Below are 24,846 nucleotides of genomic sequence, written 5' to 3'. Positions count from 1 at the left end.
GGTGGCGGGATGCTCAGACGGTGACGCGCTCGGCGGCGGTGTAGACGTTCATGGTCTCGCCACGGAGGAAGCCGACGAGCGTCATGCCGGCCTCCTCGGCGAGCGAGGCGGCGAGCGTGCTCGGCGCCGACACGGCCGCGAGCATCGGGATGCCGGCCATCCACGCCTTCTGCGCCAGCTCGAAGCTCGCCCGGCCCGAAACCAGAAGCACATGCCCGGCCAGCGGGAGCCGGCCCGCACGCGCGGCCCACCCGATCACCTTGTCGACGGCGTTGTGCCGCCCGACGTCCTCCCGCAGCACCACCAGCTCGCCGTCCGCCGTGAAGAGCCCGGCCGCGTGCAGACCGCCGGTGCGGTCGAAGGTGCGCTGCGCGGCCCGCAACCGGTCCGGCAGCTCGGCGAGCACGCGAGCCGGCACCGAAAGGGGGTCACCCGCCACGTCGAACGCCGATCGGGTGCGCACGGCGTCGATGCTCGCCTTGCCGCACACCCCGCAGGAGCTGGTCGTGTAGAAGTTGCGGGTCGGATCGGTCACCGGCGGCGGCACCGACTCGCCGAGCACCACGTCGACCACGTTGTAGGTGTTGGGTGTGTCCGTTCCCGCGCACAGCTGGGCGGTCACCACGTCGCCGGCCGACGTGATGATCCCCTCGCTGAGCAGGAAGCCCATGGCGAGGTCGATGTCGTGCCCGGGCGTGCGCATGGTCACCGCGAGGGGCTGCCTGCGCACCCGGATCTCCAGCGGCTCCTCGGCCGCCAGCTCGTCCGGCCGCCGCCGGGGCTCCCCCGCCGCGAGGTTGATCTTCAGGACCGGTCGCCGGGTGGTGGTGCGCGCCATGACGGAAGCGTATGCCCGCGACCAGGAAACGGCCCACGGCCGATAGTGATCTGCGTCCGTGAAGTGAGCGCGCGGTCACGCTCGACACGCGGTCGGGATACGGTACGTACGTGGGAGGGTTTGCGGCGGTGGTGCTGGCCGGTGGTGCGGCACGGCGGATGGGCGGCGCGGACAAGCCGACGCTGCCCGTCGGTGGTCAGTCCATGCTGACCCGTGTGCTGGCCGCGGTGCATGACGCCGATCCGCGCATCGTGGTCGGCCCGGTGCCGCCCGATCTGCCGGTGCCCGTGCACTCGACCCGTGAGGAGCCGCCCGGTGGCGGTCCGGTGGCGGCAACCTCGGCCGGGCTCGCGCTCGTGCCGGACGACGTGACCTTTACCGCGCTGCTCGCCGCCGACCTGCCGCTGCTGACCGGCGAGGCGATCGACGTGCTGCGGCTGACGGCCGAGTCCGCGCCGATGCAGGGCGCGGTCTATCGCGACGCCGAGGGCCGCCGGCAGATGCTGTGCGGGGTGTGGCGCACCAAGGCGTTGCGCGAGGCGGTCGATCGCCTCGAGGAGCGGCGTGGCGACCTGCGCGGCGCGTCGGTCCGCGAGCTGATGGACTTCCTGCGGGTGGCCGAGGTGTCCTGGCGCCGCCCGGGCCCGCCGCCGTGGTTCGACTGCGACACCGACGACGACCTGCGCGCGGCCGAGGAGTGGGCCCGATGAGCGAGAAGCAGACTGACGACGACCTGCTCAAGGCCTGGGTCGAGGCGGCCGGCCGCGAGCTGGGCCTGGACCCCGCCGAGGTGCCCACCAACGCCGTCCTCGATCTCGCCCGCGACGTGGCCCGGGGCGTGGTCAGGCCGGGCGCGCCGGTCTCGGCGTACCTCATGGGGGTGGCCGTGGGCCGCGGAGCGGACCCCGCGGATGTAGCCGATCGTCTCAGTGAGCTCGCGTTGTCGTGGCCGACACCGGCGCCCTGACGAAGCTCGATAGGGTGACGGGGACGGAGGTGCGATCATGACGGCAACCAGCGCCGCGGGCGAGTCGAACGACAACATCCTGCTCGACGAGCCGACCACGGCTGACCTGCGGGCCAAGGTGACCGAGGCCTGGCGGGAGTTCGCCGGCGCCCTGGCCAAACTGCTGCCCACGCTCACGCCGGGCGCGCACATCGACCTGACGCTCGACCCGACCGCGTCGGGCACCGGCATGGCGGTCTACTCGGTGAGCATCCGGGTGCTGCCCGACGGCGTGGTCGAGGCGCTCGCGGTCGGCAACGCCGGCCTCCCCGAGGGGTACAGGATGGATCGCGCCGCGGTCGCCGACCTGGTGGCGCTCGGCTGGTCGCCGCCCGGCGTGCTGGCCGGCTCCGGCGACTCGTTCGGCCTGCGTTCCAGCCAGGACAAGGCCAACAGCCTGGCCACCGTCGTCTCCCGCACGCTGCGCGACGTCTACGGCGCGCCGCACCCCGCCTTCCTGGTCTACCTCGTGCACGACGAGGAGGACGAGCCGATCGAGACCGCGCCGCTGGCCACGGCTCGTCACGAGCCGGGCCTCGACCTGGACGATCTCGACGACCTCGACGCCGACGGCGAGCTGACGGCCGCGCTGGCCTCGGCCGCCGAGGACGTGCCGCTCGAGGAGCGCGTGCGCACCGTGGTCGCCACCATGACCAAGACCGAGGTCGACCAGCTGCAGGTCGACACCGACGGCGACATCGGCATCCGGGCCGGCTCGGCGATGGTGTTCGTCCGGGTTCGGGAGAATCCCCCGCTGGTTGACGTCTTCTCGCCGATACTCACCGAGGTCGAGCCGACCGAGGAGCTGTACGTGAAGCTCTCGGAGCTGACCAACCGCATGCCGATCGGCCGCCTCTACTGCGCGAAGGACACGGTCTGGGCGTCGATCCCGGTCTTCGGCCGCAACTTCCAGGCCACCCACCTCATGCTCGCCGTGCAGGTGATGACCGGCCTCGCGGACGAGCTCGACGACCGGCTGCACGGTGAGTTCGGCGGCAAGCGCTTCTTCGGCGAGGGCGACAAGCCGACGCCGGCCAAGCAGGACACCGACGATCACCGCACCGGCATGTATCTCTAGTTGAGAGATAGCCACCCGATCCGCTCCAAGGTGGACAGGTTCGCCACCCCGAGGCCGGAGTCGCCGAGCGTCCAGAGCTGATCCCCGATCACCAGCGATCGGCGGATCGGCTCGCCGGCGAGGTTTCCGGCCGGTTGGATCGTCCGGTTCCGCACGTGCACGGCCACGGCGCCGTTGGCGTTGCCGCTGACCGGCACCACCAGGAGCTCCGTTTCGGGCCACCACAGCAGCGCGTGCGGGTCGAACTCGGCCTCCGATGTGGAGTCGGCCACCACGTGCTGGGCGAGTCGCCTCGGGTCGGCCGGGTTCTTGACGTCGAAGAGCGAGATCAAGAGTCCTTCTCGTACGCCTTGAGCACTGGCCTCCTGGCCCACGCCGACCACGAGATCCTCCCCGACCGGCTGCAGGTGCGCCGAATAGCCCGTGATCTTGAGCTCGCCGGTGACCGCCGGCCGGGACGGCTCGGAGAGGTCGAGGGTGTACAGCGGATCGACCTGCCGGAAGGTCACCACGTAACCGCGGTCCCCGATGAAACGTACGGCGTAGATCCGCTCGCCCTTGCCGAGCCCTTCCACCTTGCCGATCTCGTCGAGCTTCCCGCCGCGCTGTTCGAGCACCCGCACCGCGGACTCCCGCTCGGCCAGGTCGGTCGTCGCCACCCGCAGGCGGCCGTCCCATTCGGACATCGAGTACTGGTTGAGCAGCCGGCCCGGCACCGCGCCGCTCGCCTCGAACACCGGCTTGCCCGCCGCCGGCAGCGCGAACTTGAAGATCTCGGTGTCCGGGGGGTTCTTCTCGCCGAACGCCTCGATCCGCCAGCGCTGGTCGTTCGCGATGTAGAGGCTGCTCGGCGTGCCGTAGACGATGTCGCCGTCGGCCACGACCGAGACCGGGCTTCCGTCGGTCAGCGCCGGCGCCGCGAGGTCGAAGGTGAGCACGGTCAGCATCGCGGAGCCCGTGAACGAGTCCGGCCGGCTGACCGCGCCGCAGTCGACCTGCCCCTCGGTCGTGGTGCCGCCGGTGGTGACCTCCCACGACGGCAGCCACGCGTCGACCTTCGCCCGGTTCACCACCTGCTTGTTCAGCTGGAGCCGGCTCTTGTCGTCGCCGTCGATGTACGGGAAGTCGAGCTTGGTCGCGCTGCTCAGCACGACCCGTGCCACGCTGCCGGTCTGCCGCGCGTCGACCATCCGCCCGTCGCCGCGGTACCGGCTGATGATCCTCGGCGGGCCCGACAGGTCGACGAGAACCACCCCGGCGCCGATGGACGGGTACTTGGGCGCCATCCGCGTCGTCGCCGCCATCGACACCGCGCCGTAGCCCAGCACCAGCGCGCGATCGCCGGAGAGCAGCAGCTGGGCGCCGCCCTCGACGCCGAGCGCGAGCCGGCCGGTCTCGCGGCGGCTGGCGGCGTCGATCACGTGCAGCGTGCCACCGGTGATCGTGACGATCCGGCGTCCGTCGGTCTTCACGATGTCCGGCTCGTCGGCGCCCTGCTCGTGCACGTTGGTTCCGGAGTACTTCGGCGCCGCGGCGGCGGGCGGGGCCGCGACATCCGCGGCGCCGCCGGCCATGCTCCGGGCCGCCGCCGCCTCGGGCACGGCGTTGTGCAGACCGTACGGGGTGAGCCCGCGCAACGTCGCGGCCCGCAGCTCCTTGAGCAGCTGAGCGCAGGAGTCGAAGGCGACGAGCTTGAAGGGCGGAGCCGCCACGGGTTTCTCGACGGGTGGAGTCGTGGGCTTTTCCGTGGCGGAGGTGCAGCCGGCGAGCGGCAGCACGGAGAACATGACGCAGAGCCAGAGACGACGGCGCATGTGCGGTTGGACGGCGCCTTTCGCGAGCCGGTTCCCTATGTCGGCGCCGGGACCACCGTCGGGGTCTCGACCAGCCGGGACAACACGATCATGCTGCGCGTCGAGGTCACGAACGGCTCGGCGCGCAGCCGTTCGAGCGCCTGCTCGAGGTGTGCGATGTCGGCCGCCCGCAGGTGCACGAGGGCGTCGGCCTCTCCCGAGACCGTGTACGCCCCCACCACCTCGGGGTGCCGCCGGGTCGCCACCGTGATCTGGGCCGGCGTGGTGCGGCCGGTGCAGTACAGCTCGACGAACGCCTCGGTGGTCCAGCCGACGGCGGCCGGGTCGATCACGGCGGTGAATCCCTTGATGATCCCGCTCGATCGAAGGCGATCGACGCGTCGCTTCACCGCGGGCGCGGACAACGCCACCTTTGACCCGATCTCCGCGTACGACGCGCGAGCATCGGCCACCAGTAGCGCAACGATTCGCTGGTCAACCGCGTCCATCTGCAACGATTCACCTCCAACACACAAGATTTCTTGCTGTTTCGTGCACCGAAGCCTACCTACGCTCTACCTCATGAGCGACACGGAGCGCATGCCGCGAGTCAGGACATATCTGATGTGTCCCCCGGAGCACTTCACTGTCGAGTACGCCATCAACCCGTGGATGGACACCACTGTCCCGGTCGACGCGGCGCTCGCGGTGAAGCAGTGGGAGCTGCTGCGCACCACCCTGATCGACCTCGGACACACCGTGCACCTGCTCGACCCGGTCGTGGGCTTGCCCGACATGGTCTACGCGGCCAACGGCGCCTTCTCGGTCGACGGCCGCGTCTACGGCGCCCGCTTCCGCTACCCCCAGCGCGCCGCCGAGGCCGTCGCCCACCGTGGCTTCTACCGGAGCTGGCAGTTCGCCGACCCGGAGCACGTCAACGAGGGCGAGGGCGACTTCGCCTACCTGCCCGGCGCGCACGGCGGCCTGATCCTGGCCGGCTACGGCTTTCGCACCGAGCCGTCGGCACACGCCGAGGCCCAGGAGGTCCTCGGCCGCCCGGTCGTCTCGCTCCGCCTGGTCGATCCGGCCTTCTACCACCTCGACACGGCGCTGGCCGCGCTCGACGACCACAACATCACGTACTACCCGGAGGCGTTCTCGCCCTCCGCGCGGCGGGTGCTCGCTCAGCTCTTCCCCGACGCGGTGATCGCCGACCGGGCCGACGCCGAGGCCTTCGGTCTCAACCTGGTCAGCGACGGCCGGCACGTGATTCTCAACACCGAGGCCCTCGCCATGGGCGAAAAGGTACGTGCCGCGGGATATACACCGGTGCACGTGGAGCTCACCGAGCTCAAGCGTGGTGGCGGCAGCGTCAAGTGCGCGGTGGCCGAGCTACGCGCTTGACGGCCCGTGCGGGAAGATGGACCGCATGACCGACGACAATCGCAACCCGGAGAACGAGCAGGACGGCTCCGTCATCGTGGTCGGGCCCGACGGGCGTCCGATGGGCACGGTCGAGCCCGACGGTTCGCTGACCCCCGAGGAACCGGGCAACCTGATCGAGCAGCCGGCCAAGGTCATGCGGATCGGCAGCATGATCAAGCAGCTCCTCGAGGAGGTGCGGGCCGCTCCCCTCGACGAGGCGAGCCGCGGCCGGCTTCGCGAGATCCACCAGCGGTCGATCGTCGAGCTCGAGGACGGCCTCGCCCCCGAGCTGCGCGAGGAGCTGGAGCGGCTGTCGCTGCCGTTCGAGGGCGACGCCCCGCCGAGCGAGTCCGAGCTGCGCATCGCCCAGGCCCAGCTGGTCGGCTGGCTCGAGGGCCTGTTCCACGGCATCCAGGCGGCGCTGGTCGCCCAGCAGATGGCGGCCCGGCTCCAGCTCGAGCAAATGCGTGGCGGCGGCGGCCGGCCCGCGCTGCCGATGGGCCCCGGCGGCTTCGGCCAGAGCCTGCCCGGCCAGCCGGGCCAGGGCCAGGGCGGCCCCGAGGGCCGCACCGGGCAATACCTCTAGAGCCCGAAGACTTCCTGCAGGTAGATGGCCACCCCGTCCTCGTCGTTCGTGCGGCCGATCTCGTCGGCCACCTCGCGAACGGCGGGGTGGGCGTTGCCCATCGCCACCGAGTGCCCGGCCCAGGTGAGCAGCGGGATGTCGTTCGGCATGTCGCCGAAGGCGATCACCTCGCTCGCCTGGATGCCCTGCCGCTCGCAGAGCCAGGCCAGCCCGGCCGCCTTGGTCACGCCGGTCGCCGAGATCTCCACGAGCGCGCTCTTCGACGAGTGGGTCGTCTCGGCCACCCCGGCCAGGGTTTGACTGATCAGCTCGAAGAACGGGCCCGGCTCGTGGTTGGCCGAGCGGGCCAGCAGCTTCACCGCCGGCGCGGAGGTCAGCTCCTCCGGGGTGGCGAGCACGCGGACGTTGTCGTTGTCCGCCTCCCAGCGGACCGGCCAGGTCTCCTCGTACCAGAACTTCCGGCCGTCCTCGACCTCCACGGCCAGCGCGATGTCGGGCACCGCCTCGCGGAGCCGCTTGCTCACGTCGAGCAGCAGGTCGATCGAGAGCGGATCGGCCCGCAGGATCTCGTCGGTGTCCGGGTCGTAGACGACGGCGCCGTTGGCGCAGACCGCCGGGACCGGCTCCGGCATCTGGTCGTAGAGCTGCCGGAGCCAGCGCACCGGTCGCCCGGTCACGAGCACGAGCGGCACGGGAAGGGCGTGGATGACGTCGAGAGTGCGCCGGCTGAGCGTCCCGTCTTCACGGATCAGCGTGCCGTCGATGTCGCTGGCGACAAGGCGATAGGGAGGCATCACCTCGACAGTAACTTGTCGAGGTACACCGCCACCCCGTCCTCGTCGTTGGTGAGCGTCACCTCGTCGGCGACCGCCAGCAGCTGCGGGTGTGCGTTGGCCACGGCCACCCGGCCCCACCCGGCCCAGGCGAACATCGGCAGGTCATTGGGCATGTCGCCGAAGACCAGCACGTCCTGCGGGTCGACGCCGACCGACTCGGCGACCACCGCGAGGCCGGTGCCTTTGTTCACATTCGCCGGGCAGATCTCCACGTAGTTCAGGCCGGCCTGGGTGACCGATGCCACGTCGGCCGGGACGATCCGGCGGGCCACCTCGAGCAACTCGTCGACGTGGTAGTCGAACGAGCGGGCGAACGCCTTGATCACGTCGCCGGTGAGGCACGCGGCGCGGGGGCGCCGCTCGACGACCACCGGGTAGCGCCAGGTGGGGTCGTAGTCGCCCCACAGCGGCGCGTCGTCGTGCTCGAGCGCCTCGACCATCACCGACAGGCGGCCCACTTCGGCCTCGAGGCGGGTCAGCGCGTCGGCGAGCATCGGGCCGGGCAGCCGCGACTGCAGCAGGTAGGACGACTCGGCCTGGTCGAGGACCCAGCCACCCTGGGCGAGGACGAGGAAGTCGGCGACCCGGATGTCGTTACGCGTGAGCGACGTCAGGCGCGGGCCGCGCCCGGTGGCGCCCACGATCCGGATGCCGGCGGCCCGGACCCGATCGAGGACCTCGTGGGTGTACGCGGACACCGTGTCGTCGCTGCGGACGAGGGTGCCGTCGAGATCCGTCGCGATCAGCTTGGGCAGTCCAGGCTTGACCATCGATACCTCCGAGGGTGGGGCTGACCCCCGCGGAGGGCGGAAGGAAAACGGTACACCTGCCCAACTACCTGCGGCTATGACTTCTGGTAGCGGGCAGATGTATTACCCGTTAGCGGACCGGTTCGAGAACGTCACGGCCACCCACGTAGGGCTGAAGCGCCTTCGGCACCCGCACCGAGCCGTCCGGCTGCTGGTGATTCTCCAGGATCGGAATCAGCCAGCGGGTGGTGGCGAGCGTCCCGTTCAGCGTGGCGGCGGTCTGCGGCTTGCCGTCCTCGTCCCGGTACCGGATGTTGAGCCGGCGGGCCTGGAACGTCGTGCAGTTCGACGTCGAGGTGACCTCGCGGTAGCGGCCCTGCGATGGCACCCACGCCTCGCAGTCGTACTTCCTCGAGGCGCTCGAGCCGAGGTCGCCGGCCGCCACGTCGATCACCCGGTAGGGGATCTCGACTTTGGCGAGCATCTCCTCCTCCATGGCCAGCAGGCGCAGGTGCTCGTCGGCGGCGTTCTCCGGCTTGCAGAACGAGAACATCTCGACCTTGTCGAACTGGTGCACCCGCAGAATGCCGCGCACGTCCTTGCCGTACGACCCCGCCTCACGGCGATAGCACGACGACCATCCGGCGAAGCGTTCCGGTCCCGCGGCGAGATCCAAGATCTCATTCGAGTGGTACGCCGCGAGCGCGACCTCCGAGGTGCCGACGAGGTACAGGTCGTCGGCCTCGAGGCGGTACACCTCGCTGGCGTGCGAGCCGAGGAAGCCCGTGCCCTCCATCGACTCGGGCTTGACCAGGGTCGGGGTGATCGACGGGGTGAAGCCGTGCTCGACGGCCTGGGCGATGGCCATCTGGAGCAGGCCGAGCTGGAGCAGCGCGCCCACCCCGGTCAGGAAGTAGAAGCGCGAGCCCGACACCTTGGCGCCGCGCTCGGTGTCGATCGCCTTCAGGCCCTCGCCGATCTCGAGGTGGTCCTTCGGGTTGTCGATCGAGGGGCGGTCGCCGACCTCGCGCAGCACGATGAAGTCGTCCTCGCCGCCGGGCGGGACGCCGTCCTGCACCACGTTGGGCACCGCGAGATGGGCCTCGCGCAGCGCCTCGTTGGCCGCGCTCGCCGCCGCCTCGGCCGCCTTGACCTCGGCCGCCAGCTCCTTGGTGCGGGCCAGCAGGGTGGCACGCTCGTCGGGCGACGCCTTCGGGATGCGCTTGCTCAACGCGTTCTGCTCGGACCGGACGGCCTCGAACCGCTGGGTCGCGGCCCGGCGCTCCTCGTCGGCGCGCAGCAGGGAGTCGACCGCCTCGACGGGTTCGCCGCGCAGTCGCTGGCTGGCGCGGATCAGCTCGGGGTCCTCGCGGAGCAGACGCAGGTCAATCACGTTGAGGAGCCTACCGGCGGGCCTGGACCCACTTCACCCGGATATCCCTCGGCGTCACGAAGAGCCGGGCTTGTCGCGGTCGTCCCCGAGCGACGTGAACGGCTTCGCCGGGCCGACCGTCAGCTCGAGCGGCTGGTCGGCGGGCCGCTCCTCCTCACGCGGGGACGGCGGGCGCCGCCAGCGCCAGGCCGACTCGTCACTCGCGGCGGGCGGCTCGGCCGGGGTGTAGGCGGCGGGTGGCGCGGGCTGATGCCGCTCGGCGAGGTAGAGGGCGGCCATCGCCAGCAACACCCCGGCCACGGCGCACCACAGCCCCCGCCCGTACACCACCTGAACTTGATCTTTGTCGAACTGGAGTGTGTAGAGGTTGGGAACCGTGCGGCTCTGACCGCCCAGCGACGAGGCGGTCGCGAAGAGCAGGGCCAGCATCGTGCCGGCGACGCTCATGCCGGCGAGCCGTGCCCAGCGCCGGCCCGCGGCCGGGCCGAACATGGTCAGCACCACCGCGCACACCAGCGGGAAGAATCCGACCAGGTAACCGGTGCCGAGGGCGCCGAGGTCGGTGACGTCGGTGGCGAGCGGATGCGCGCCGACCTCGCCGCCGAACACCTCGGAGTCCACCGTGGTGACCTGCCACTCGGAGATCAGCGAGGCGAGCAGCGCGACCGCGCCGAGAACGGCAGCCAGCGGCACGACGCGGCGGTCGGTGATCAGGGACCGGCTGAGCCCGGCCGTGCTCCAGCGACGCCGCGCCGGGCGTGCGTCGCCGCCGAACTCGACCACGTCGTCGGCGGGCGGGACAGCGGGCGGTACGTCGAGATCGATCGGCCGATGCTCGAGGGGCATGTGACCCATGATGACCGGTGCCCGGTCGCCCGGCCAGCGGGCGTCCGATGGACTAGCGTTCTGGACATGCCTATTCGCACCGCTACGGCCCGCTGGGAAGGGAACCTCACCGAGGGTTCCGGCACGATCAAGACCGGTAAGGGCGGTTATCAGGGGAACTACTCGTTCAAGTCGCGCTTCGAGGAGGGCGAGGGGACGAACCCCGAGGAGCTCATCGCCGCCGCGCACTCCGGGTGCTTCTCGATGGCGTTCTCGAAGGGCCTCGCGGACGCCGGATTCACCCCGACCTCCGTCGAGACCGTCGCGAAGGTCCACCTCGACAAGGGCGACGCCGGCTTCGGCGTGACCCGCATCGACCTCGAGACCGTGGGCAACGTCCCCGGCATCGACGACGCCACCTTCCAGAAGATCGCCGAGGGTGCCAAGGAGAACTGCCCGATCTCCCGGCTGCTCTCCCCCGGCGCCCAGATCACGCTGAGCGCCAAGCTCGCCTGATCCGCACCGCCTGCAAGCCGATGCGGCCGGGACCCGACCACCCCGACCGCGTCGGCTCACCCGGTTGCGCCCCGGTGTGGGCACAATGGTCGCGTGCCGGTCGAGATGAGTCGTGAACGCTTCGAGGAACTCGTTGGCGAGGCGCTCGACGAGGTGCCGGTCGAGCTGATGTCGATGATGAACAACGTGGTCGTGCTCGTCGAGGACAAGCCGCCGGACGGCAGCGACGACCTGCTGGGCCTCTACGAGGGCACGGCGCTGACCGACCGCGGGTGGGACTACGCCGGCGTGCTGCCCGACCGCATCACGATCTACCGGCTGCCCACGCTGCGCATCTGCGAGACCGAGACCGACGTCGTCGACGAGGTCGCCATCACCGTGGTGCACGAGATCGCCCACCACTTCGGGATCGATGATCACCGCCTGCACGAGCTGGGTTGGGCCTGACCTCTACCCTGAGATCACATCTGATTCAGGAGGACAGGCTTCATGCGCAGCGAACTTTTTTCGGCTGAGAACCTCGAGAAGGAGTCGGCCCAGCCCGGTCTTCGGCTGCAGAACTCCAAGCTGCTCAAGGCCGAGCTGAACGGCGAGTTCATGGCTCGGCAGGGCTCGATGGTTGCCTACCAGGGCAACGTTCAGTTCGAGGCGCTCGGGTCCGGCGGTTTCGGCAAGTTCATCAAGCAGAAGCTCACCGGCGAGGGTGTGCCGCTGATGCGCGTCCGCGGCCAGGGTGACGTCTTCCTCGCCGACCGGGCCGCCGATGTCCACCTCATCGACCTCGAGCAGGGCGACGCGCTCTCCATCAACGGGACGAACGTCCTCGCGTTCGACTCGACCCTGCAGTACGACATCAAGATGGTCGGCGGCGCCGGGATGATGTCCAACGCCGGCCTGTTCAACTGCGTCTTCAGCGGGTACGGCCGGATCGCCGTCACCACCAAGGGCAGCCCCGTGGTGCTCACCGTCGACCAGCCCACGTACGTCGACCCGCAGGCCGCGATCTGCTGGTCGGCCAACCTGCAGACCGGTTACCACCGCGCTGAGCAGCTCGGCCTCGGCACGCTGCTGGGCCGCACCACCGGGGAGCGCTACACGATGAGCTTCGCCGGTCAGGGCTTCGTCGTCGTGCAGCCCTCCGAGGAGTTCATCGGCGGCATCGCCGGCGCCGGCGCGGGCCAGCAGTCCGGCCAGAGCGGTGGCCTGCTCGGCAACCTGCTCGGGAACTGAGCCAGCTGGCTCCGCTTCGCTCCGCGGGCAATCGCCCCTTCGAGGCAGATGAGGAGCCAGGCGATTTTCCGGCGCCGCAAACCCCCGCGGCGACGAAAAACCGACTGTCTCCTCATCTGCGGGGCGATTGCGGGCAGTTACCTGATTCCGCGCTCACCTCAATGTGCGTCTCCGGCTCGGAGGCGTGCCAGCCACGCCGCCGAGTCGGCGAAGTCGGCATCGGTCAGGCCCGGGACGCCCGGGGCCGGCTCCTCGTGGACCTGCTGGTGGCGGGGGTAGCTGCCGAGGAAGCGGACCTCGGCGCAGATCCGGCGCAGGCCCTGCAGCGCCTCGCCCATCCGGGTCTCGGCCACGTGGCCGGTGCAGTCGAGGAAGAAGAAGTACGTCCCCAGCTGCTCGCCGGTCGGGCGGGACTCGATGCGGGACAGGTTGATGCCGCGCACGCTGAGCTCGGTGAGCACCGCGAGCAGCGCGCCCACCTGGTCGCGCCGGATCGAGACGGCCAGCGAGGTGACGTCGTCGCCGGTCGGCTCGCCGACCGGGCCGGGCCGGCTGAGCAGGGCGAACCGGGTCACCGCGTCGGCGTGGTCGGCCACCTTGTCGGCCAGCACGGTCAGCTTGTTGCGCGGCACGCCGATCGGCGCGCACAGGGCCGCGTCGTGCTCCCCGGCGGCGGCGCTGATCGCGGCCGCGGCGTTGGAGAGCACGTCGACCACCACCGCGTCGGGCAGGTGGGCCAGCAGCCAGTTGCGGCACTGGGCGGAGGCCTGCGGGTGTGCGGCCACCGTGCGGATCGAGGCGAGCGGGGTGAGCTCCCGGGCGGCCAGCACGAACTCGACCGGGATCACGACCTCGCGGGTGATCACCAGCGGGCTGCCGGTGACCAGCTCGTCGAGGGTGACCGGGACGGCGCCGCCCACCGAGTTCTCCAGCGGGACCAGGGCCGCGTCGGCGTCGCCGGCGCGCACCGCCTCGAGCGCCTCGGGAACGCTGCGCGCGGGCGTACGGATCCCGCGCTCGGCGGCGGGCAGGGTGCGAAGGGCCGCCTCGGTGAAGGTGCCCTCCGGACCGAGGTAGACGAAGCGTGACGGCGGCGTTCCCGGCATGGGCGCAGTCTAAGCCGTCAGTAGCCGCAGGCCAGGACTCGGATCCCCGGCGGCGCGGTGGTCTGCACCCGGTTGATGCAGACGTCGGAGCCGGCCGTGACGAACGCCAGCGTCGCGTCCTTGCCGGTGGCGACCACCATCAGGGGCTCGAGCTGGTCCTCGTTCGAGCCGGCGACCTCGACCGTCGTGAACGACCAGTCGCCCGAGCAGTAGGGCCCGGAGTCGACCTGGAGAGTCACCTTCGGGACGCCCTTCTGGTTCTTGATCAGCGCGAGGATCTGCGGGCCGGTGGGCGAGCCGCTGCAGAGAGCGGCGTGCGATGGGGTCGGCGTCGGTGACTTGGTGGTCGCCGGCGTCGTGTAGGTCGGGTAGGCATACGTCGGGTATGTCGGATAGGCGCCGAACGTCGGAGTGACCGCCAGCGTCGGGGCGGTCGTCGTGGCGGGCAGGCCGGGCAGGACGGACGGCGGGAGCGACAAGGGGGCCGCGCTCTGGCTGACGAGGGGCGGCGACTTGAGCGGCGGCTGTGGTGGGGTGCCACAGGCGCTCAGTAGCGTCAGGGCGCCGAGAAACAGGGCGCCCAGGGGGATGAGGAGCGTGCGGGGGGACACGCCGCACATGGTAGGCGTGCCTGGGTCAGGAGGCGATGCGGTGCCCGGCGGCGAGCAGGGTGTCTACCGCCTCCGACAGCCGCACGGAGGGCACCAGAAGGTAGTCGGTCGAGTACGTCGAGAAGGTCACGATGTTGACCCGGGCGTCGGCGAGCGGCTTGATCAGCGAGGCGAGCACCCCGGACAGCGCCAGCTCGACCTGACTGGCCACGCGCAGGCATCGCCAGGCCGTGTCGGCCACCGCGCCGTCCGGCACCCGGTCGGCCGGGCAGATGATCGACAACTCGTCGGGCGCCCAGCTCAGCGCGATGACGCTCTTGTCGTCCGGACCCGCGGCCAGCGAAGCCGGAATCGGCGAACCGGCCGGCAGCCGGCACACCGCGTACTCCTCCGGTAGCAGATCTAGATCGAGCATGAGGGCAGACTACGGTTCGAGATCAGCCCTTGCCCAACCCCTAGAGGTGCGGTAAACGCCACATCGGCGGAAATCAGCGCACGGAAGCAAAGAAAGTCAGCGAACCGGCGACTCTCTCGGCGTTCAGGAGTGGCGTGGTGATGGCGTCGACGGTCAGCGGGGGCTCGCCGGGGGTGGGCACCGTGCGCAGCAGACCGCGGGCCAGCCGCTCGCTGCGGATCGCCAGCAGCGGCGGGATCTTTTCCACGTCGGTCTCGTCGAGCTCGCCGGCGCCGGCCGTGAAGTCGATGAGCCGCAGGGCCGAGCCGAGCGGCTGCCCGGTCACCTCGGCGGGCTTACCCAGGCCGAACAGCTCGCAGCACGAGGCCGACACGGCCAGGATCGTGGTGGACGTGTCGATCACCAGACACGGCTCGGCGGCCTCGGCCACCGCGACAGTCCACCGTTCGAGACTGGTAACGAACTCGGCCTCGGCCGGTGTGCGCGCCTGGGGCACGAACGCTCCCGACAGGGAGAGCTCGACGTGTGCCACCCGGTCCTCCTCGCTCCTTCGGCTCGGCGGGCGACGCCGCCGCGTCAGCGGCGGCGACCCGTCGAGTACACCGGAAGGAACGTTACCGGCGTGCTGTCCGCTTGTCAGCGGCCGTTTGTCCGTCGGGGTGCCACCGGTAGTCACCGGCCGGGCGATAGGGCGCGTTTGCCCAGGTACCAGGGTGGTTGGCGACGGCTGAGAGCTTGCTGGCGGTGGCCGGCGAGATGCGCGCGCCACCCGCGATGAGCAGGCGGTCGAGCTCCTTGTCGGTCGAGACCAGGACCTCCTTGGGGAGGCCGTGCACGCTGATCACGCCGTTGCCGACGAAGGTCAGCACGGGGGTCACCGGCACGCTCAGACCGACGGCGGCGGACAGCGCCTTGCTGGCGCGGCGGGCCTCACGGCGAGCCTCCGCGATGTACTGCGGGCGCTTGCCGTTGATCTGGACGACGTCGCCGGCGATCAGCACGCGGGCGCGGCCGTGGTCGGCCACGGTCACCGCGTACACACCGCCGGGGCCGATCGCGAGGAAGCCGGCACGGTCGTCGGCGAGGTCGGGCTCGTAATAGCCCTGCGCATCGGTGCGCGGCCAGTCGACGATGTGCCAGTTGGGCCCCAGCCGGTCGAGCCGGGTCAGCGCGCGGTTTCCGGCGGCCTCGAGACGGCGGGCGTCTCGTTCGGCACGGCGGCGGCGGGCCCAGTCGGCGGGCGTGGTGCGGGAAGTGTCAATAGCGGTCGCGGCCGCGGGGCGGCGGCTTATCGCGGGTGGCGCCTTGACGGGTACGGGCAGAGCAGGGCGCGGGAAGACAGTCACTGCGACCTCCGGCAAAAGGTCTCTTCGGGCTCTCTAGTCACTACCGTACGTGCTCGCCCCCACACGGAAGCAAGACATCGGGGTGAAAGAGAGGCGAGTGAGTGGGGATGAATCAGACATTCATGCACCGCGACTTCTTGCGGATGGTGCATCTTGCGTCGTCTCCCCGGTTCGGCAGCTTCAAGCACAAAGTTAGCCTCACCTTCGCTCTCGTGCACCGATGTCCCATGATCTAGTCAGAACGTCATCGGTCAAACGCGAGGAGTACCGAGATGGTTCACTACGTCGACAGTGAAGTGAGCCCTCTCCGGACCGCCCTGCTGCACCGGCCCGGAGCCGAGCTCGCCCGCCTGACACCCCGGAACAACGACTCCCTTCTCTTCGACGGCATCCCCTGGGTGGGACGCGCGCAGGAGGAGCACGACGCGTTCGCCTCGGCCCTGCGCGAGCGCGGGGTCGAGGTGCTCTACCTCGGCGATCTGCTGTCCGAGACCCTGACCATCCCCGAGGCGCGGGACGAGCTCACCGAGGCGGTGCTCGACGACCGGCGGCTCGGCGACACCCTGCGGAGCGGCGTCCGGAGCTACCTCGCCGACCAGGATCCGAGCCGGCTCGCCGAGGTGCTGATGGCCGGCCTCGCGCACGGCGAGCTCAAGCCGGGTCCGCGAGGGCTCGTGTACGAGCTCATGGACCCCCACGACTTCGTGATCGACCCGCTGCCCAACCTGCTGTTCACCCGCGACTCCTCGGTCTGGGTGCGCGACCGGGTCGCGGTCACCAGCCTCGCCATGCCGGCCCGCGCCCGGGAGACCACGCTCACCAGGGCGATCTACCGCTACCACCCGCGCTTCGCCGGGGTGGAGCTGCTGTACGAGCCGTCGCTCGAGCACGTCGAGGGCGGGGACGTGCTGGTGCTGGCGCCCGACGTGCTGGCCATTGGGGTCGGCGAGCGCACCACCCCGGCCGGGGCCGAGCGCCTCGCCCGGCGTGTATTCGAGGTGGCGGCGATGCGCACGATCCTGGTGGTGCCGATCGCCCAGGAGCGGGCGACCATGCACCTCGACACCGTGTGCACGATGGTCGACGTCGACGCGGTCGTGATGTATCCGAACGCGGCCGACTCGCTGCGGGCGTACACGGTCATCGCGGACGCCGACGGTGAGCCGCACGCCGGACCGCCACGCCCGTTCCTGGAGGCCGCCGCCGATGCCATGGGCATCGAGCGGCTGCGCACCATCGAGACCGGCCTCGACCCGGTCACGGCCGAACGGGAGCAGTGGGACGACGGCAACAACACGCTCGCCATCGCGCCGCGGCTCTGCGTCGCCTACGAGCGGAACATCGAGACGAACGCCCAACTCGAGCGGGCGGGCATCGAGGTGGTCCGCATCAGCGGCAGCGAGCTGGGCAGCGGCCGGGGCGGCCCGAGATGCATGAGCTGCCCGATCGAGCGAGCACCCCTCACGCGGGCCGCGTAACGGCCGTCTATTTGCGGCCGAGGACGATGGCGACGCCGAGCGTCAATGCCGCCACGGTGGCGATGATGGTCACGAGGACGGACCTGGTTGCCAGGAACACTCCGCTGACACCGACCAGCATGCCGTTCACCGACGTGGCGACGCTCCGCGTCGACCATTGGTCGCGGGCCGGGCGCGCCTTCTTGCTGGTGCGCTTGGGTTTCGGGCGGGGGTCATTTTGGGAGAGCGCGAGAAGACAGTCACTGCGACCTCCGGCAAAAGGTCCTTCCGGCTCTCTTGTCGCTACCTTATGTGCCTGATCCGCTACGGAAGCAAGACGCCGACAAGGAGAAGAAACGGGTATTGGCGGACGAATGCCACATTCACCCACCTCTTGTCTTGCGAATGGCGCATCTCGGATCGCCGTTCCCCGCTGTCCGGGACTTCACCGACGAAGTTAGCCGAGCCTTAGCCGGCACGCACCGACGTCCCATGATCTACCGTGACGTGCGAGACGATCAGCTCGGGGGTCGGAGTTTCCCCCGGGACCGCTTTGTCGGGAAAGTCGAAGACCGCGATCTCCAGCTGGACCGGGTAGTCGGGCGCCTGCGGCACCTCCTTCACCACCGAGCCGTCGACGGTGAAGGACAGGTGATCAGGGCGCCAATCCACGCCGTACGTGTGAAAGGCCTCGACGTCGATCGCTAGATCGACCACCGACCAGTCCTCCGTGAGCCGGGGATCGCGGAAGCGGTGCAGGCCCATCCCCACGCCCTGGGGACGGGTGCCGAAGACCTCCATCACGCAGATCTCGCCGGAGCGTTCGGGGAGGTCTTCGATGCCGGAGAGCCAGAACGCGACCATCGAACGGGGCGTGATGATGCCGCGCATGCGGATCTCGATGTGGCCGTAGAGCGGCGTGCATCCCCAGAACTCCGGCTGCTCCTCGCGGACCTGCTGGTTGTCGAGGAACGGCTGGCCGCCGATCGTGCTGCCGACCGGGCCGGAGAAGTTGGCGCTCTGGATGGCGGAGACCCGTAACGGTGTCTCGTGCACGCCCTCGGCCCACAGCGGCTGATCAGGCGGAATGCTGAGGCGCATTTCGCCCGCTTCGATCCGATATGTCGCTGCGGAAGCGGCTCGCGAGCTCCAATGTGGCAGGTACCAGGGCACCCAGACGGAGCGGTCCAGCTCATCGGAGGTGAACCGCTCCGCGAGGATCATCGCAGCGTCAGCTGCCGGCCGATCAGGCCCTGCTTGGCGCGGCGGGCGTCGGCGTCGAGCGGGCCGGTCTCGGCGAGGATGTCGGCGTAGCGCTTGGCGAAGTCGGCCAGCGGCGCCTCCCAGTCGGGCGCCTCCGGCTCGCCGGGGATGTCCCAGACCGGCACCAGCAGGCCGTGCGCGCGGAACATGCCGGCGAACTTCGTGTTCTCGCCCAGCAGCAGGTCTCCCGAGGCCGAGAGCCGCGCCAAGGCGTCCAGCGCGCTGTCCTCCGGCTCGGGCAGCACCCAGCGCACGTGGCCCTTGTCCGGCGCCACCCGGCACCAGTACGCCGCCCGCGCCGCCGCCAGACGCACGGTCGGGTAGATCGACGCGTTCGCCCGCTCGAGGGACGCCTTCACGGTCGGGTCCTCGGCCTGGTCGGCGTCGAGCCAGTACTCGAAGCCCTCCTGCATGGTCACGTCGAGCGGGCCGTCGACCAGGATGTCCTGCAGGCGCGGGCCCTCGCCGGGCAGCGCGGGGACCGACACGGTGTCGCCGGGCTCGGTGCGCAGCGCGCTGAGGATCGCCACCGCCAGGTCGCGGGAGACATCGCCGGACTGCACGTGCCGCTGAAGGCCGATGAAAACCCGCCCATCCGTACGCGTCATCGCGGGCCACGCCATCGGCAGCACCGTCGACAAGGTGATCGGGCGGTCGCCGTACTCCTCGAGGATCTCGGGCTTGAGGGTCAGCGGCGCCGAGGCGGCCGGGACCAGCTCGCGCAGGGCGATCCACTCCGGCTCGTCGGCCAGGCCCTCGAACGGCCGGGCGACGAAGATGTCGCGCACCTTCTCGCGCTTCGGTGCGGTTTGGCGTTGGTTGCGACGCTTGCTCACGGCGAGACAGCCTAGGCGGTGTTTTCGGCTTCGGGCCACTCAGGCGCGCGGGAGACGCACCTCGGCTGTGGTGCCGCCGCCGTCCCGCGGCCGCAGCGAGACCCACCCCTGCTGCCGCTCCACCAGACGGCGTACGAGGTAGAGCCCCAGCCCCGCACCGGGATGACGCCGCCGGTCGCCCGCCTCGGCCTGCCAGTACCGCTCGAAGGCCCGCTCGACGTGCTCGGGCCGGATGCCGATGCCGCGGTCGGACACCCGGAAGCGCAGGGTCTCGCCGTCGGCCGCCGCGCACAGCTCGATCGGGGAGTCGGCCGGCGAGTTCTTTTCCGCGTTCGTGGCCAGCTCGGTGAGGATCGTGGCGATCGACTCGCGTTCGCCGTACGCCTTCGGCAGCTCGGCCGGCAGGTTGCCCAGCACGATCCGGCGGCGCAGGTCTTCCGGCAGCTCCTCGACGGCGTTGCGCAGCGTCTCGGGCAGCTCGAACGGGCCGGGCGTGCCGCCGCCGACCTCGCCGTCGTCGCTGGTCGCCGACAGCAGGCGGTCGACCAGCCGGGCCAGCTCGCCGGAGCGAGCGCCGATCACGCGTACGGCCTCCTGGCGACCCTGCTCGCCCAGCGACTCCCAGTGGTTGGCGAGCGTGTCCGCGTACCCCTTGATCACGGTCACCGGGGTGCGCAGCTCGTGGCTGGTGACCGCGAGCCAGAGATCGCGATTTTCCTGCCGGCGGGCCTGATCGGGGTCGCGTCGCTGCATCGCGTAGATGTGGCCGAGGTAGCCCGCTAGGAGCTCCAAAACCTCTTCGTACGAACTGTCCGCTTTGTCGGGCAGATACACATGGATCGAGCCGCCCTCGCTCCGCGCGCCCAGCACCCGGTGGATGTCCCCGCCCGCGACCTGCTTCGCGAAGATCTCGTTGAGCTCGTGCAGGGGCGCCGGATTTCCGGAGACCCGGCGGCCGATCGCCTGGACGCACGCCCCAGTGGCGGCGACCACCCGGCCGTGGTCGGCGGCGTACTCGACGAAGCCCGCGCCCTCTGCGCCCAGCACCTCCTGGGCGAGGCGGACGATTCGCTGCACCAGGGGCAGCCCCACCTCGCCGGCTTTGAGCCGATCCAGGACCGCGATCTGACCACGGGTCAGCGCGGCGTAGTCGGGACGCTCCGGCATGTCTGCGAGTCTGCCTCGCTTCCTGTGTTTTGGGCAGATGGTTGCATGCGGATCTTGGTGCGATTCACCGTACCGTGTGTGACGTCACATCTCGGCCAGGCGTTCCAGCACGAACTTCGGGCGGTCGGTGATCACGCCGTCCACCTGGTGCTCGAGCACCATCTCCAGGTCCGGGGGCTCGTTCACGGTCCACACGTACACCTGGTGGCCGGCCTGCTTGATCGAGGGCACCAGGGCCGGCCGGGAGCGGACCAGGCCGACGCCGGGACCGGCGATGCGCGCGCCGAACGGAAGCCGCCCGCGTCCCACCCCGGGCGGCGGGATCTCCAGCAGGTAGACCGTCGGCACCTCCGGCGCCTGGGCGCGGATGCGGCGCAGGGCGAGCGCGGCGAACGACATCACCGTGACGTGCACCCGCTCGTCGGGCAGGTGGTGCCGGCGCAGCGTCTCGACGAGCTTGCGCTCCACCTCGGCGCCGTACCGTGACGGATGCTTCGTCTCGATGAGTAGCCGCACCGGCCGGCCGCAGTCACGCAGCGCTTCCAGCAGCCGGTCGAGCGTGAGCAGCCGGCTCAGGTCGGGCAGCTCCTCGTCGCTGGGATAGCCCGGGTGCCAGGAGCCGAAGTTCAGCTGGTCGAGCTGCGCCAGGGTCTTGCTGCTGACCAGGCCGCGGCCGTTGCTCGTACGGTTGAGGTTGCGGTCGTGCACGCAGACGAGATGCCCGTCGCGGGTGAGCCGCACGTCGCACTCGAGCCCGTCGGCGCCCTCCTCGATCGCGCGGAGGTAGGCGCCGAGCGTGTGCTCGGGAAGCGCGTCCGCGCCGCCGCGGTGCGCGAAGACCAGGGGCCTCTTCATAGAACTTGAGCGGGTTTCCCGTTCTCGCTGACGACGTCGCGCCCGACGGCGGCCCACACCTGCATGCCGCCGTCGAGGTTGCGTACGTTGTCCCATCCGTTGCCCATCAGGTACGACACCACCTGGCCGGAGCGGCCGCCGGAGCGGCAGACCACGACGACCTCCTGGTCGGCGGGGATCTCGGCCAGCCGGGCCGGGACCTCCATCATGGGCAGGTGGTGGGCGCCGGGGGCGTGGCCGGCCTCCCACTCGTCGGGCTCGCGCACATCCAGGAGGTACGCGTCGGGGGAGACCTCATCGGGGGTCACGCTGGGAACCTGTGGTCCGAACACGGCTCTCAGCTTACGAGGTCGGCTTTTTGAGGTTCGCCGCCATCCACTCGCTCATCTTGTCGTCCTTGACCGCCTTGTAGAGGGCGATCGCCTTCTCCCGGTCGGAGACGACCACGGACTGTCCCGAGATGGTCTCGCTGCCCTTGTTGGGGCTGGTGATGAAGGTGAGGTTGCTGCCGCGGATGCTGCGCAGGTTGACCGCCATGTCGCTGAGCGAGAAGTCCTGGTCGACGGTGACCGCGGCGGTGACCGACTTGAGGAACTTGTCGAGCTTGCCGGGGTTGGTGATCGTGCCGGTGCTCGCCGCCTTGTCCATCAGGGCCTTGAGGAACTCCTGCTGGTGCCGCACGCGGTCGAAGTCGCCGCGGGGGAACTGGTAGCGCTGGCGCACCCAGTCGAGCGCCTGCGCGCCGTCCATGTGCATCATGCCCTTGGTGAACACCCGGTGCGGCTTGTGGATCGACGTGATCGTCTTGTCCACGTAGAGGTCGACGCCGCCGAGCGCGTCGGTGACCTCTTTGAAGCCGCCGAAGTCGATGGCCATGACGTGATCGACTTTCACGTCCGTGAGGCACTCGACCGTGTGCACCGCCCGCGGGAGCCCGCCGAAGGCGAACGAAGCGTTGATCTTGGCGCGGCTGCCGTCGCTGCACGCCGCGCTGTTGCTCTTGGGGACGACCACCCACAGGTCACGCGGGATCGACACCAGCTGAGCCGATTTGTGGTCGGCCGGCACGTGCATGAGGATCAGCGTGTCGGCCCGCCAGGCGTTGGCCTCGTCCTCCTTGGCGTCCGGGTCACGCGAGTCGCTGCCCACCAGCAGGATGTTCAGCGCGCCGTCGACCGCCTTGGCCGGCCGGTCCCCGGTGATCCCGGAGAACGCGTTGGTGCGCTTGAGGTCCTTGTCCAGGCCGTTGGCGTACCCGTACAGCGAGATACCGGCGATCACCGCGATGATCAGCACGGCCAGGCCGCCCAGGAGAGCGATGCGGCCCCAGCGTGGCTTCAGCCGGGGCCGCTTCGCGGGTGGCGGACCGTATGAGGGTGGTTGCACCGAGGCTCGTCCGACGGTCGTAGACATGGAATCCAGGTTACGGAGCGTCGGCCATCGCGCCCGGGTATCAACACCCGTTCGGCACAAAGAGGGGAGTAATCCTCCTAGTGCGCTCCGTAGCCGGTCAGGGACCGGACCTCCAGCTCGGCGTACTTCTCGGTGTCGTCTTCCTTCGAGATGATCGTGCCGATGTAGCCGCAGAGGAAGCCGATCGGGATCGAGATGATGCCCGGGTTGGACAGCGGGAACCAGTGCCAGTCGCTGTCCGGGAACATCGCGGTGGGGCTGCCCGAGACGACCGGCGAGAAGAAGACCAGCACCACGGCCGAGATGAGGCCGCCGTAGATGGCCCACATCGCGCCGGAGGTGTTGAACCGCTTCCAGAACAGGCTGTAGAGGATCGCCGGCAGGTTGCCCGAGGCGGCCACGGCGAACGCAAGCGCCACCAGGAACGCCACGTTCAGGCTCTGCGCGAAGATCGACAGCACGATCGCGACGGCGCCGATGACCAGGGCGGAGATCCGGGCGACCCGTACCTCGTCCCGCTCGGAGGCGTTGCCGCGCTTGATCACGTTGGCGTAGAAGTCGTGCGCCACGCTCGACGAGGACGCCAGCGTCAGGCCGGCCACCACCGCGAGGATCGTGGCGAACGCGACCGCCGCGATGATCGCCAGCAGCACCGCCCCGCCGGTGTCACCGCCGAAGTAGTCGATGCCCAGCGCCTGCGCCAGCTGCGGGGCCGCCGTGTTGCCGGCCTTGTCCTGCGCGGTGATCGCCTTGCCGCCCACCAGGGCCGCCGCGCCGAAGCCGAGGGCCAGCGTGAACAGGTAGAACGTGCCGATGATGCCGATCGCCCAGAGCACGCTCTTGCGAGCGATCTTGCTGGTCGGGACCGTGTAGAAGCGGGTCAGGATGTGCGGCAGGCCCGCCGTGCCCAGCACCAGCGCGATGCCGAGCGAGATCAGGTCCATCTTGCTGTAGAACGTCTTGGCCGCGTCGCCCGCCGTCTCGACGCCGTAGCGCAAGCCGGGTTCGAGGAACGCCGAGCCCTTGCCGGACTGTGCCGCGGCGTCCCCGAGCAGCGAGGACAGGTTGAACTTGTAGTGCCAGAGCACCAGGAACGTCATGACCAGCGCGCCGAGCATCAGCATGAACGCCTTGACGATCTGCACGTAGGTGGTGCCCTTCATGCCGCCGACCACCACGTAGACGATCATCAGGGCGCCGACCAGGATGATCGTGGCGACCTTCGCGGTGTCGGCGTCCATGCCGAGGAACGTCTGGCCCGGCTTGATCCCCAGCAGCAGCGAGACCAGCGCGCCCGCGCCGACCATCTGCGCGATCAGGTAGAAGATCGACACGACCACGGTCGACAGGCTGGCGGCCGACCGCACCGGACGCTGGCGCATCCGGAAGGCCAGCACGTCTGCCATCGTGTACCGGCCCGAGTTGCGCAGGTACTCGGCGACCAGCAGCAGCGCCACCAGCCACGCGACCAGGAAGCCGATCGAGTAGAGGAAGCCGTCGTAGCCGAACAACGCGATCAGGCCTGCGATGCCCAGGAAGGACGCGGCCGACATGTAGTCGCCGCCGATCGCCATGCCGTTCTGGAAGCCGGAGAACTGCCGGCCGCCGGCGTAGAAGTCGGTGGCGGTCTTGGTCTGGCGGCTGGCCCAGATCGTGATGCCCAGCGTGATGGCCACGAAGATCAGGAACAGCGTGATCGTCAGCCCGCGGGAGGTGGAGGTCGAGGCCTCGGCGGCCAGCAGGTGCGACTCCATCACTCAGCACCCTCTTCCATCTTGTTGCGGATGCTGTCGGCGATCGGGTCGAGCTCGCGGTTGGCGTACCGCGAGTAGTACCAGGCGATCAGGAACGTCGAGACGAACTGCAACAGGCCGAAGATCAGCGCGATGTTGATGTTGCCGACGACCTTGGTGCTCATGAAGCCGCGCGCGTACGCGGACAGGATCACGTAGAGCAGGTACCAGAGGAAGAACGCGACGGTCATCGGGAAGATGAAGCTGCGCACCTTGTGGCGCAGCCGCTGGAAATCCTCGGACCGCTGGACGGCCTGGTATCTCTCGGTGGAGGACTCGGAAGGCACTTCTGTCGTCACCGGGATTCAC

Annotated in this window: 29 protein-coding genes; 9 read left to right on the top strand and 20 right to left on the bottom strand. The window is 70.1% G+C overall.

The features are described from left to right. Positions 1 to 13: 13 nt before the first annotated feature. The gene (fdhD, locus tag ACQPZX_RS49405; protein WP_433372405.1) at positions 14 to 838 is read right to left on the bottom strand and encodes a formate dehydrogenase accessory sulfurtransferase FdhD; all 825 of its coding nucleotides are present in this window, start codon (positions 836 to 838) and stop codon (positions 14 to 16) included. A 158-nt stretch (positions 839 to 996) separates the two neighbouring features. On the opposite strand from fdhD, the gene mobA reads away from it, so the two are divergent. Genes mobA through ACQPZX_RS49390 form a run of 3 tightly spaced genes read left to right on the top strand, consistent with a single transcriptional unit; the run spans position 997 to position 2,922 of the window. Continuing rightward, on the top strand, positions 997 to 1,548 hold the full coding sequence (mobA, locus tag ACQPZX_RS49400) for a molybdenum cofactor guanylyltransferase (RefSeq protein ID WP_433386006.1): 552 nt from the start codon (positions 997 to 999) through the stop codon (positions 1,546 to 1,548). Then, positions 1,545 to 1,805: a DUF6457 domain-containing protein gene (locus tag ACQPZX_RS49395; protein ID WP_433372402.1), complete on the top strand. Its 261-nt coding sequence runs from the start codon at positions 1,545 to 1,547 to the stop codon at positions 1,803 to 1,805. The genes mobA and ACQPZX_RS49395 overlap by 4 nt, the downstream gene beginning before the upstream one ends. 37 nt (positions 1,806 to 1,842) lie before the next feature. Further along, the gene (locus ACQPZX_RS49390) at positions 1,843 to 2,922 is read left to right on the top strand and encodes a T3SS (YopN, CesT) and YbjN peptide-binding chaperone 1 (RefSeq protein ID WP_433372400.1); all 1,080 of its coding nucleotides are present in this window, start codon (positions 1,843 to 1,845) and stop codon (positions 2,920 to 2,922) included. Here ACQPZX_RS49390 and ACQPZX_RS49385 read toward each other — a convergent pair. Beyond that, a complete protein-coding gene (locus ACQPZX_RS49385) occupies positions 2,919 to 4,709 on the bottom strand; it encodes a beta-propeller domain-containing protein (RefSeq protein ID WP_433372397.1) in 1,791 nt (596 codons plus the stop codon). The genes ACQPZX_RS49390 and ACQPZX_RS49385 overlap by 4 nt on opposite strands. Before the next feature lie 62 nt (positions 4,710 to 4,771). Next, positions 4,772 to 5,230 (bottom strand): Lrp/AsnC family transcriptional regulator, encoded by a 459-nt coding sequence (locus tag ACQPZX_RS49380; RefSeq protein WP_433372395.1) that lies wholly within the window; start codon positions 5,228 to 5,230, stop codon positions 4,772 to 4,774. Positions 5,231 to 5,297: 67 nt separating this feature from the next. Between ACQPZX_RS49380 and ddaH the strand changes: the two genes are divergently transcribed. Together ddaH and ACQPZX_RS49370 are read left to right on the top strand one after the other, a co-directional pair. Continuing rightward, positions 5,298 to 6,119: a dimethylargininase gene (gene ddaH / locus ACQPZX_RS49375; RefSeq protein ID WP_433372392.1), complete on the top strand. Its 822-nt coding sequence runs from the start codon at positions 5,298 to 5,300 to the stop codon at positions 6,117 to 6,119. Between the two features lie 25 nt (positions 6,120 to 6,144). Then, a complete protein-coding gene (locus ACQPZX_RS49370; protein WP_433372389.1) occupies positions 6,145 to 6,726 on the top strand; it encodes a bacterial proteasome activator family protein in 582 nt (193 codons plus the stop codon). On the opposite strand, the gene ACQPZX_RS49365 is transcribed toward ACQPZX_RS49370, so the two are convergent. From ACQPZX_RS49365 to ACQPZX_RS49350, 4 genes are all read right to left on the bottom strand, one after another. Further along, positions 6,723 to 7,520 carry an HAD family hydrolase gene (locus ACQPZX_RS49365; protein ID WP_433372387.1) on the bottom strand — a complete coding sequence of 266 codons (798 nt, stop codon included), beginning with the start codon at positions 7,518 to 7,520 and terminating at the stop codon, positions 6,723 to 6,725. The genes ACQPZX_RS49370 and ACQPZX_RS49365 overlap by 4 nt on opposite strands. Continuing rightward, positions 7,520 to 8,332: an HAD family hydrolase gene (locus ACQPZX_RS49360; protein ID WP_433372384.1), complete on the bottom strand. Its 813-nt coding sequence runs from the start codon at positions 8,330 to 8,332 to the stop codon at positions 7,520 to 7,522. The genes ACQPZX_RS49365 and ACQPZX_RS49360 overlap by 1 nt, the downstream gene beginning before the upstream one ends. Positions 8,333 to 8,441: 109 nt before the next feature. Further along, positions 8,442 to 9,704: a serine--tRNA ligase gene (gene serS / locus ACQPZX_RS49355; RefSeq protein WP_433372381.1), complete on the bottom strand. Its 1,263-nt coding sequence runs from the start codon at positions 9,702 to 9,704 to the stop codon at positions 8,442 to 8,444. A 54-nt stretch (positions 9,705 to 9,758) separates the two neighbouring features. Continuing rightward, positions 9,759 to 10,550, bottom strand: coding sequence for a hypothetical protein (locus tag ACQPZX_RS49350; RefSeq protein WP_433372379.1), 792 nt, complete (start codon positions 10,548 to 10,550; stop codon positions 9,759 to 9,761). Positions 10,551 to 10,616: 66 nt separating this feature from the next. Between ACQPZX_RS49350 and ACQPZX_RS49345 the strand changes: the two genes are divergently transcribed. The 3 genes from ACQPZX_RS49345 (at position 10,617) to ACQPZX_RS49335 (ending at position 12,275) form a co-directional block, all read left to right on the top strand. Beyond that, positions 10,617 to 11,045 carry an OsmC family protein gene (locus tag ACQPZX_RS49345; RefSeq protein WP_433372376.1) on the top strand — a complete coding sequence of 143 codons (429 nt, stop codon included), beginning with the start codon at positions 10,617 to 10,619 and terminating at the stop codon, positions 11,043 to 11,045. Between the two features lie 105 nt (positions 11,046 to 11,150). Next, positions 11,151 to 11,492 carry a metallopeptidase family protein gene (locus ACQPZX_RS49340; RefSeq protein WP_433386003.1) on the top strand — a complete coding sequence of 114 codons (342 nt, stop codon included), beginning with the start codon at positions 11,151 to 11,153 and terminating at the stop codon, positions 11,490 to 11,492. 42 nt (positions 11,493 to 11,534) lie between these two features. Beyond that, complete coding sequence (locus ACQPZX_RS49335) at positions 11,535 to 12,275, top strand: AIM24 family protein (protein WP_433372373.1); 741 nt, start codon at positions 11,535 to 11,537, stop codon at positions 12,273 to 12,275. 158 nt (positions 12,276 to 12,433) lie between these two features. Here the strand turns inward: ACQPZX_RS49335 and pheA are convergent, their stop codons facing one another. The 5 genes from pheA to ACQPZX_RS49310 form a co-directional block, all read right to left on the bottom strand. Further along, complete coding sequence (pheA, locus tag ACQPZX_RS49330; RefSeq protein WP_433372371.1) at positions 12,434 to 13,381, bottom strand: prephenate dehydratase; 948 nt, start codon at positions 13,379 to 13,381, stop codon at positions 12,434 to 12,436. Between the two features lie 17 nt (positions 13,382 to 13,398). Then, a complete protein-coding gene (locus tag ACQPZX_RS49325) occupies positions 13,399 to 13,992 on the bottom strand; it encodes a hypothetical protein (RefSeq protein ID WP_433372368.1) in 594 nt (197 codons plus the stop codon). A 25-nt stretch (positions 13,993 to 14,017) separates the two neighbouring features. Next, entirely contained in the window at positions 14,018 to 14,407 is a 390-nt protein-coding gene (locus ACQPZX_RS49320; protein ID WP_433372365.1) for an ACT domain-containing protein, read from the bottom strand. A 73-nt stretch (positions 14,408 to 14,480) separates the two neighbouring features. Further along, positions 14,481 to 14,939 (bottom strand): hypothetical protein, encoded by a 459-nt coding sequence (locus tag ACQPZX_RS49315; protein WP_433372363.1) that lies wholly within the window; start codon positions 14,937 to 14,939, stop codon positions 14,481 to 14,483. 82 nt (positions 14,940 to 15,021) lie between these two features. Further along, complete coding sequence (locus tag ACQPZX_RS49310; RefSeq protein ID WP_433386000.1) at positions 15,022 to 15,699, bottom strand: hypothetical protein; 678 nt, start codon at positions 15,697 to 15,699, stop codon at positions 15,022 to 15,024. Positions 15,700 to 16,025: 326 nt separating this feature from the next. Here ACQPZX_RS49310 and ACQPZX_RS49305 point away from each other — a divergent pair, with 326 nt between their 5' ends. Continuing rightward, the gene (locus ACQPZX_RS49305) at positions 16,026 to 17,231 is read left to right on the top strand and encodes an arginine deiminase (RefSeq protein WP_433372360.1); all 1,206 of its coding nucleotides are present in this window, start codon (positions 16,026 to 16,028) and stop codon (positions 17,229 to 17,231) included. Between the two features lie 447 nt (positions 17,232 to 17,678). Here the strand turns inward: ACQPZX_RS49305 and ACQPZX_RS49300 are convergent, their stop codons facing one another. The 8 genes from ACQPZX_RS49300 to ACQPZX_RS49265 all read right to left on the bottom strand — a co-directional run bounded on the left by ACQPZX_RS49300 (position 17,679) and on the right by ACQPZX_RS49265 (position 24,836). After that, on the bottom strand, positions 17,679 to 18,311 hold the full coding sequence (locus tag ACQPZX_RS49300; RefSeq protein WP_433372359.1) for a glycoside hydrolase family 16 protein: 633 nt from the start codon (positions 18,309 to 18,311) through the stop codon (positions 17,679 to 17,681). Between the two features lie 119 nt (positions 18,312 to 18,430). Continuing rightward, positions 18,431 to 19,309, bottom strand: coding sequence for a DUF5926 family protein (locus ACQPZX_RS49295; RefSeq protein WP_433372356.1), 879 nt, complete (start codon positions 19,307 to 19,309; stop codon positions 18,431 to 18,433). Between the two features lie 39 nt (positions 19,310 to 19,348). Beyond that, entirely contained in the window at positions 19,349 to 20,476 is a 1,128-nt protein-coding gene (locus tag ACQPZX_RS49290; RefSeq protein ID WP_433372354.1) for a sensor histidine kinase, read from the bottom strand. Between the two features lie 84 nt (positions 20,477 to 20,560). Beyond that, entirely contained in the window at positions 20,561 to 21,331 is a 771-nt protein-coding gene (locus ACQPZX_RS49285; protein WP_433372352.1) for a glycerophosphodiester phosphodiesterase, read from the bottom strand. Further along, positions 21,328 to 21,663 carry a rhodanese-like domain-containing protein gene (locus ACQPZX_RS49280; protein ID WP_433372350.1) on the bottom strand — a complete coding sequence of 112 codons (336 nt, stop codon included), beginning with the start codon at positions 21,661 to 21,663 and terminating at the stop codon, positions 21,328 to 21,330. Before ACQPZX_RS49280 ends, ACQPZX_RS49285 begins: the two co-directional genes overlap by 4 nt. Positions 21,664 to 21,673: 10 nt before the next feature. Next, positions 21,674 to 22,744 (bottom strand): LCP family protein, encoded by a 1,071-nt coding sequence (locus tag ACQPZX_RS49275; RefSeq protein ID WP_433372348.1) that lies wholly within the window; start codon positions 22,742 to 22,744, stop codon positions 21,674 to 21,676. Positions 22,745 to 22,821: 77 nt separating this feature from the next. Further along, positions 22,822 to 24,498: a solute symporter family protein gene (locus tag ACQPZX_RS49270; RefSeq protein ID WP_433372345.1), complete on the bottom strand. Its 1,677-nt coding sequence runs from the start codon at positions 24,496 to 24,498 to the stop codon at positions 22,822 to 22,824. Beyond that, entirely contained in the window at positions 24,498 to 24,836 is a 339-nt protein-coding gene (locus tag ACQPZX_RS49265) for a DUF485 domain-containing protein (RefSeq protein WP_433372342.1), read from the bottom strand. The genes ACQPZX_RS49270 and ACQPZX_RS49265 overlap by 1 nt, the downstream gene beginning before the upstream one ends. Positions 24,837 to 24,846: the final 10 nt, after the last annotated feature.

The sequence above is a fragment of the Actinoplanes sp. CA-142083 genome (assembly GCF_050942195.1).
Classification (GTDB): Bacteria; Actinomycetota; Actinomycetes; order Mycobacteriales; family Micromonosporaceae; genus Actinoplanes.
The sequence above is the reverse complement of the archived record's forward strand: the minus strand, read 5'-3'. Positions and strand labels throughout refer to the sequence as shown.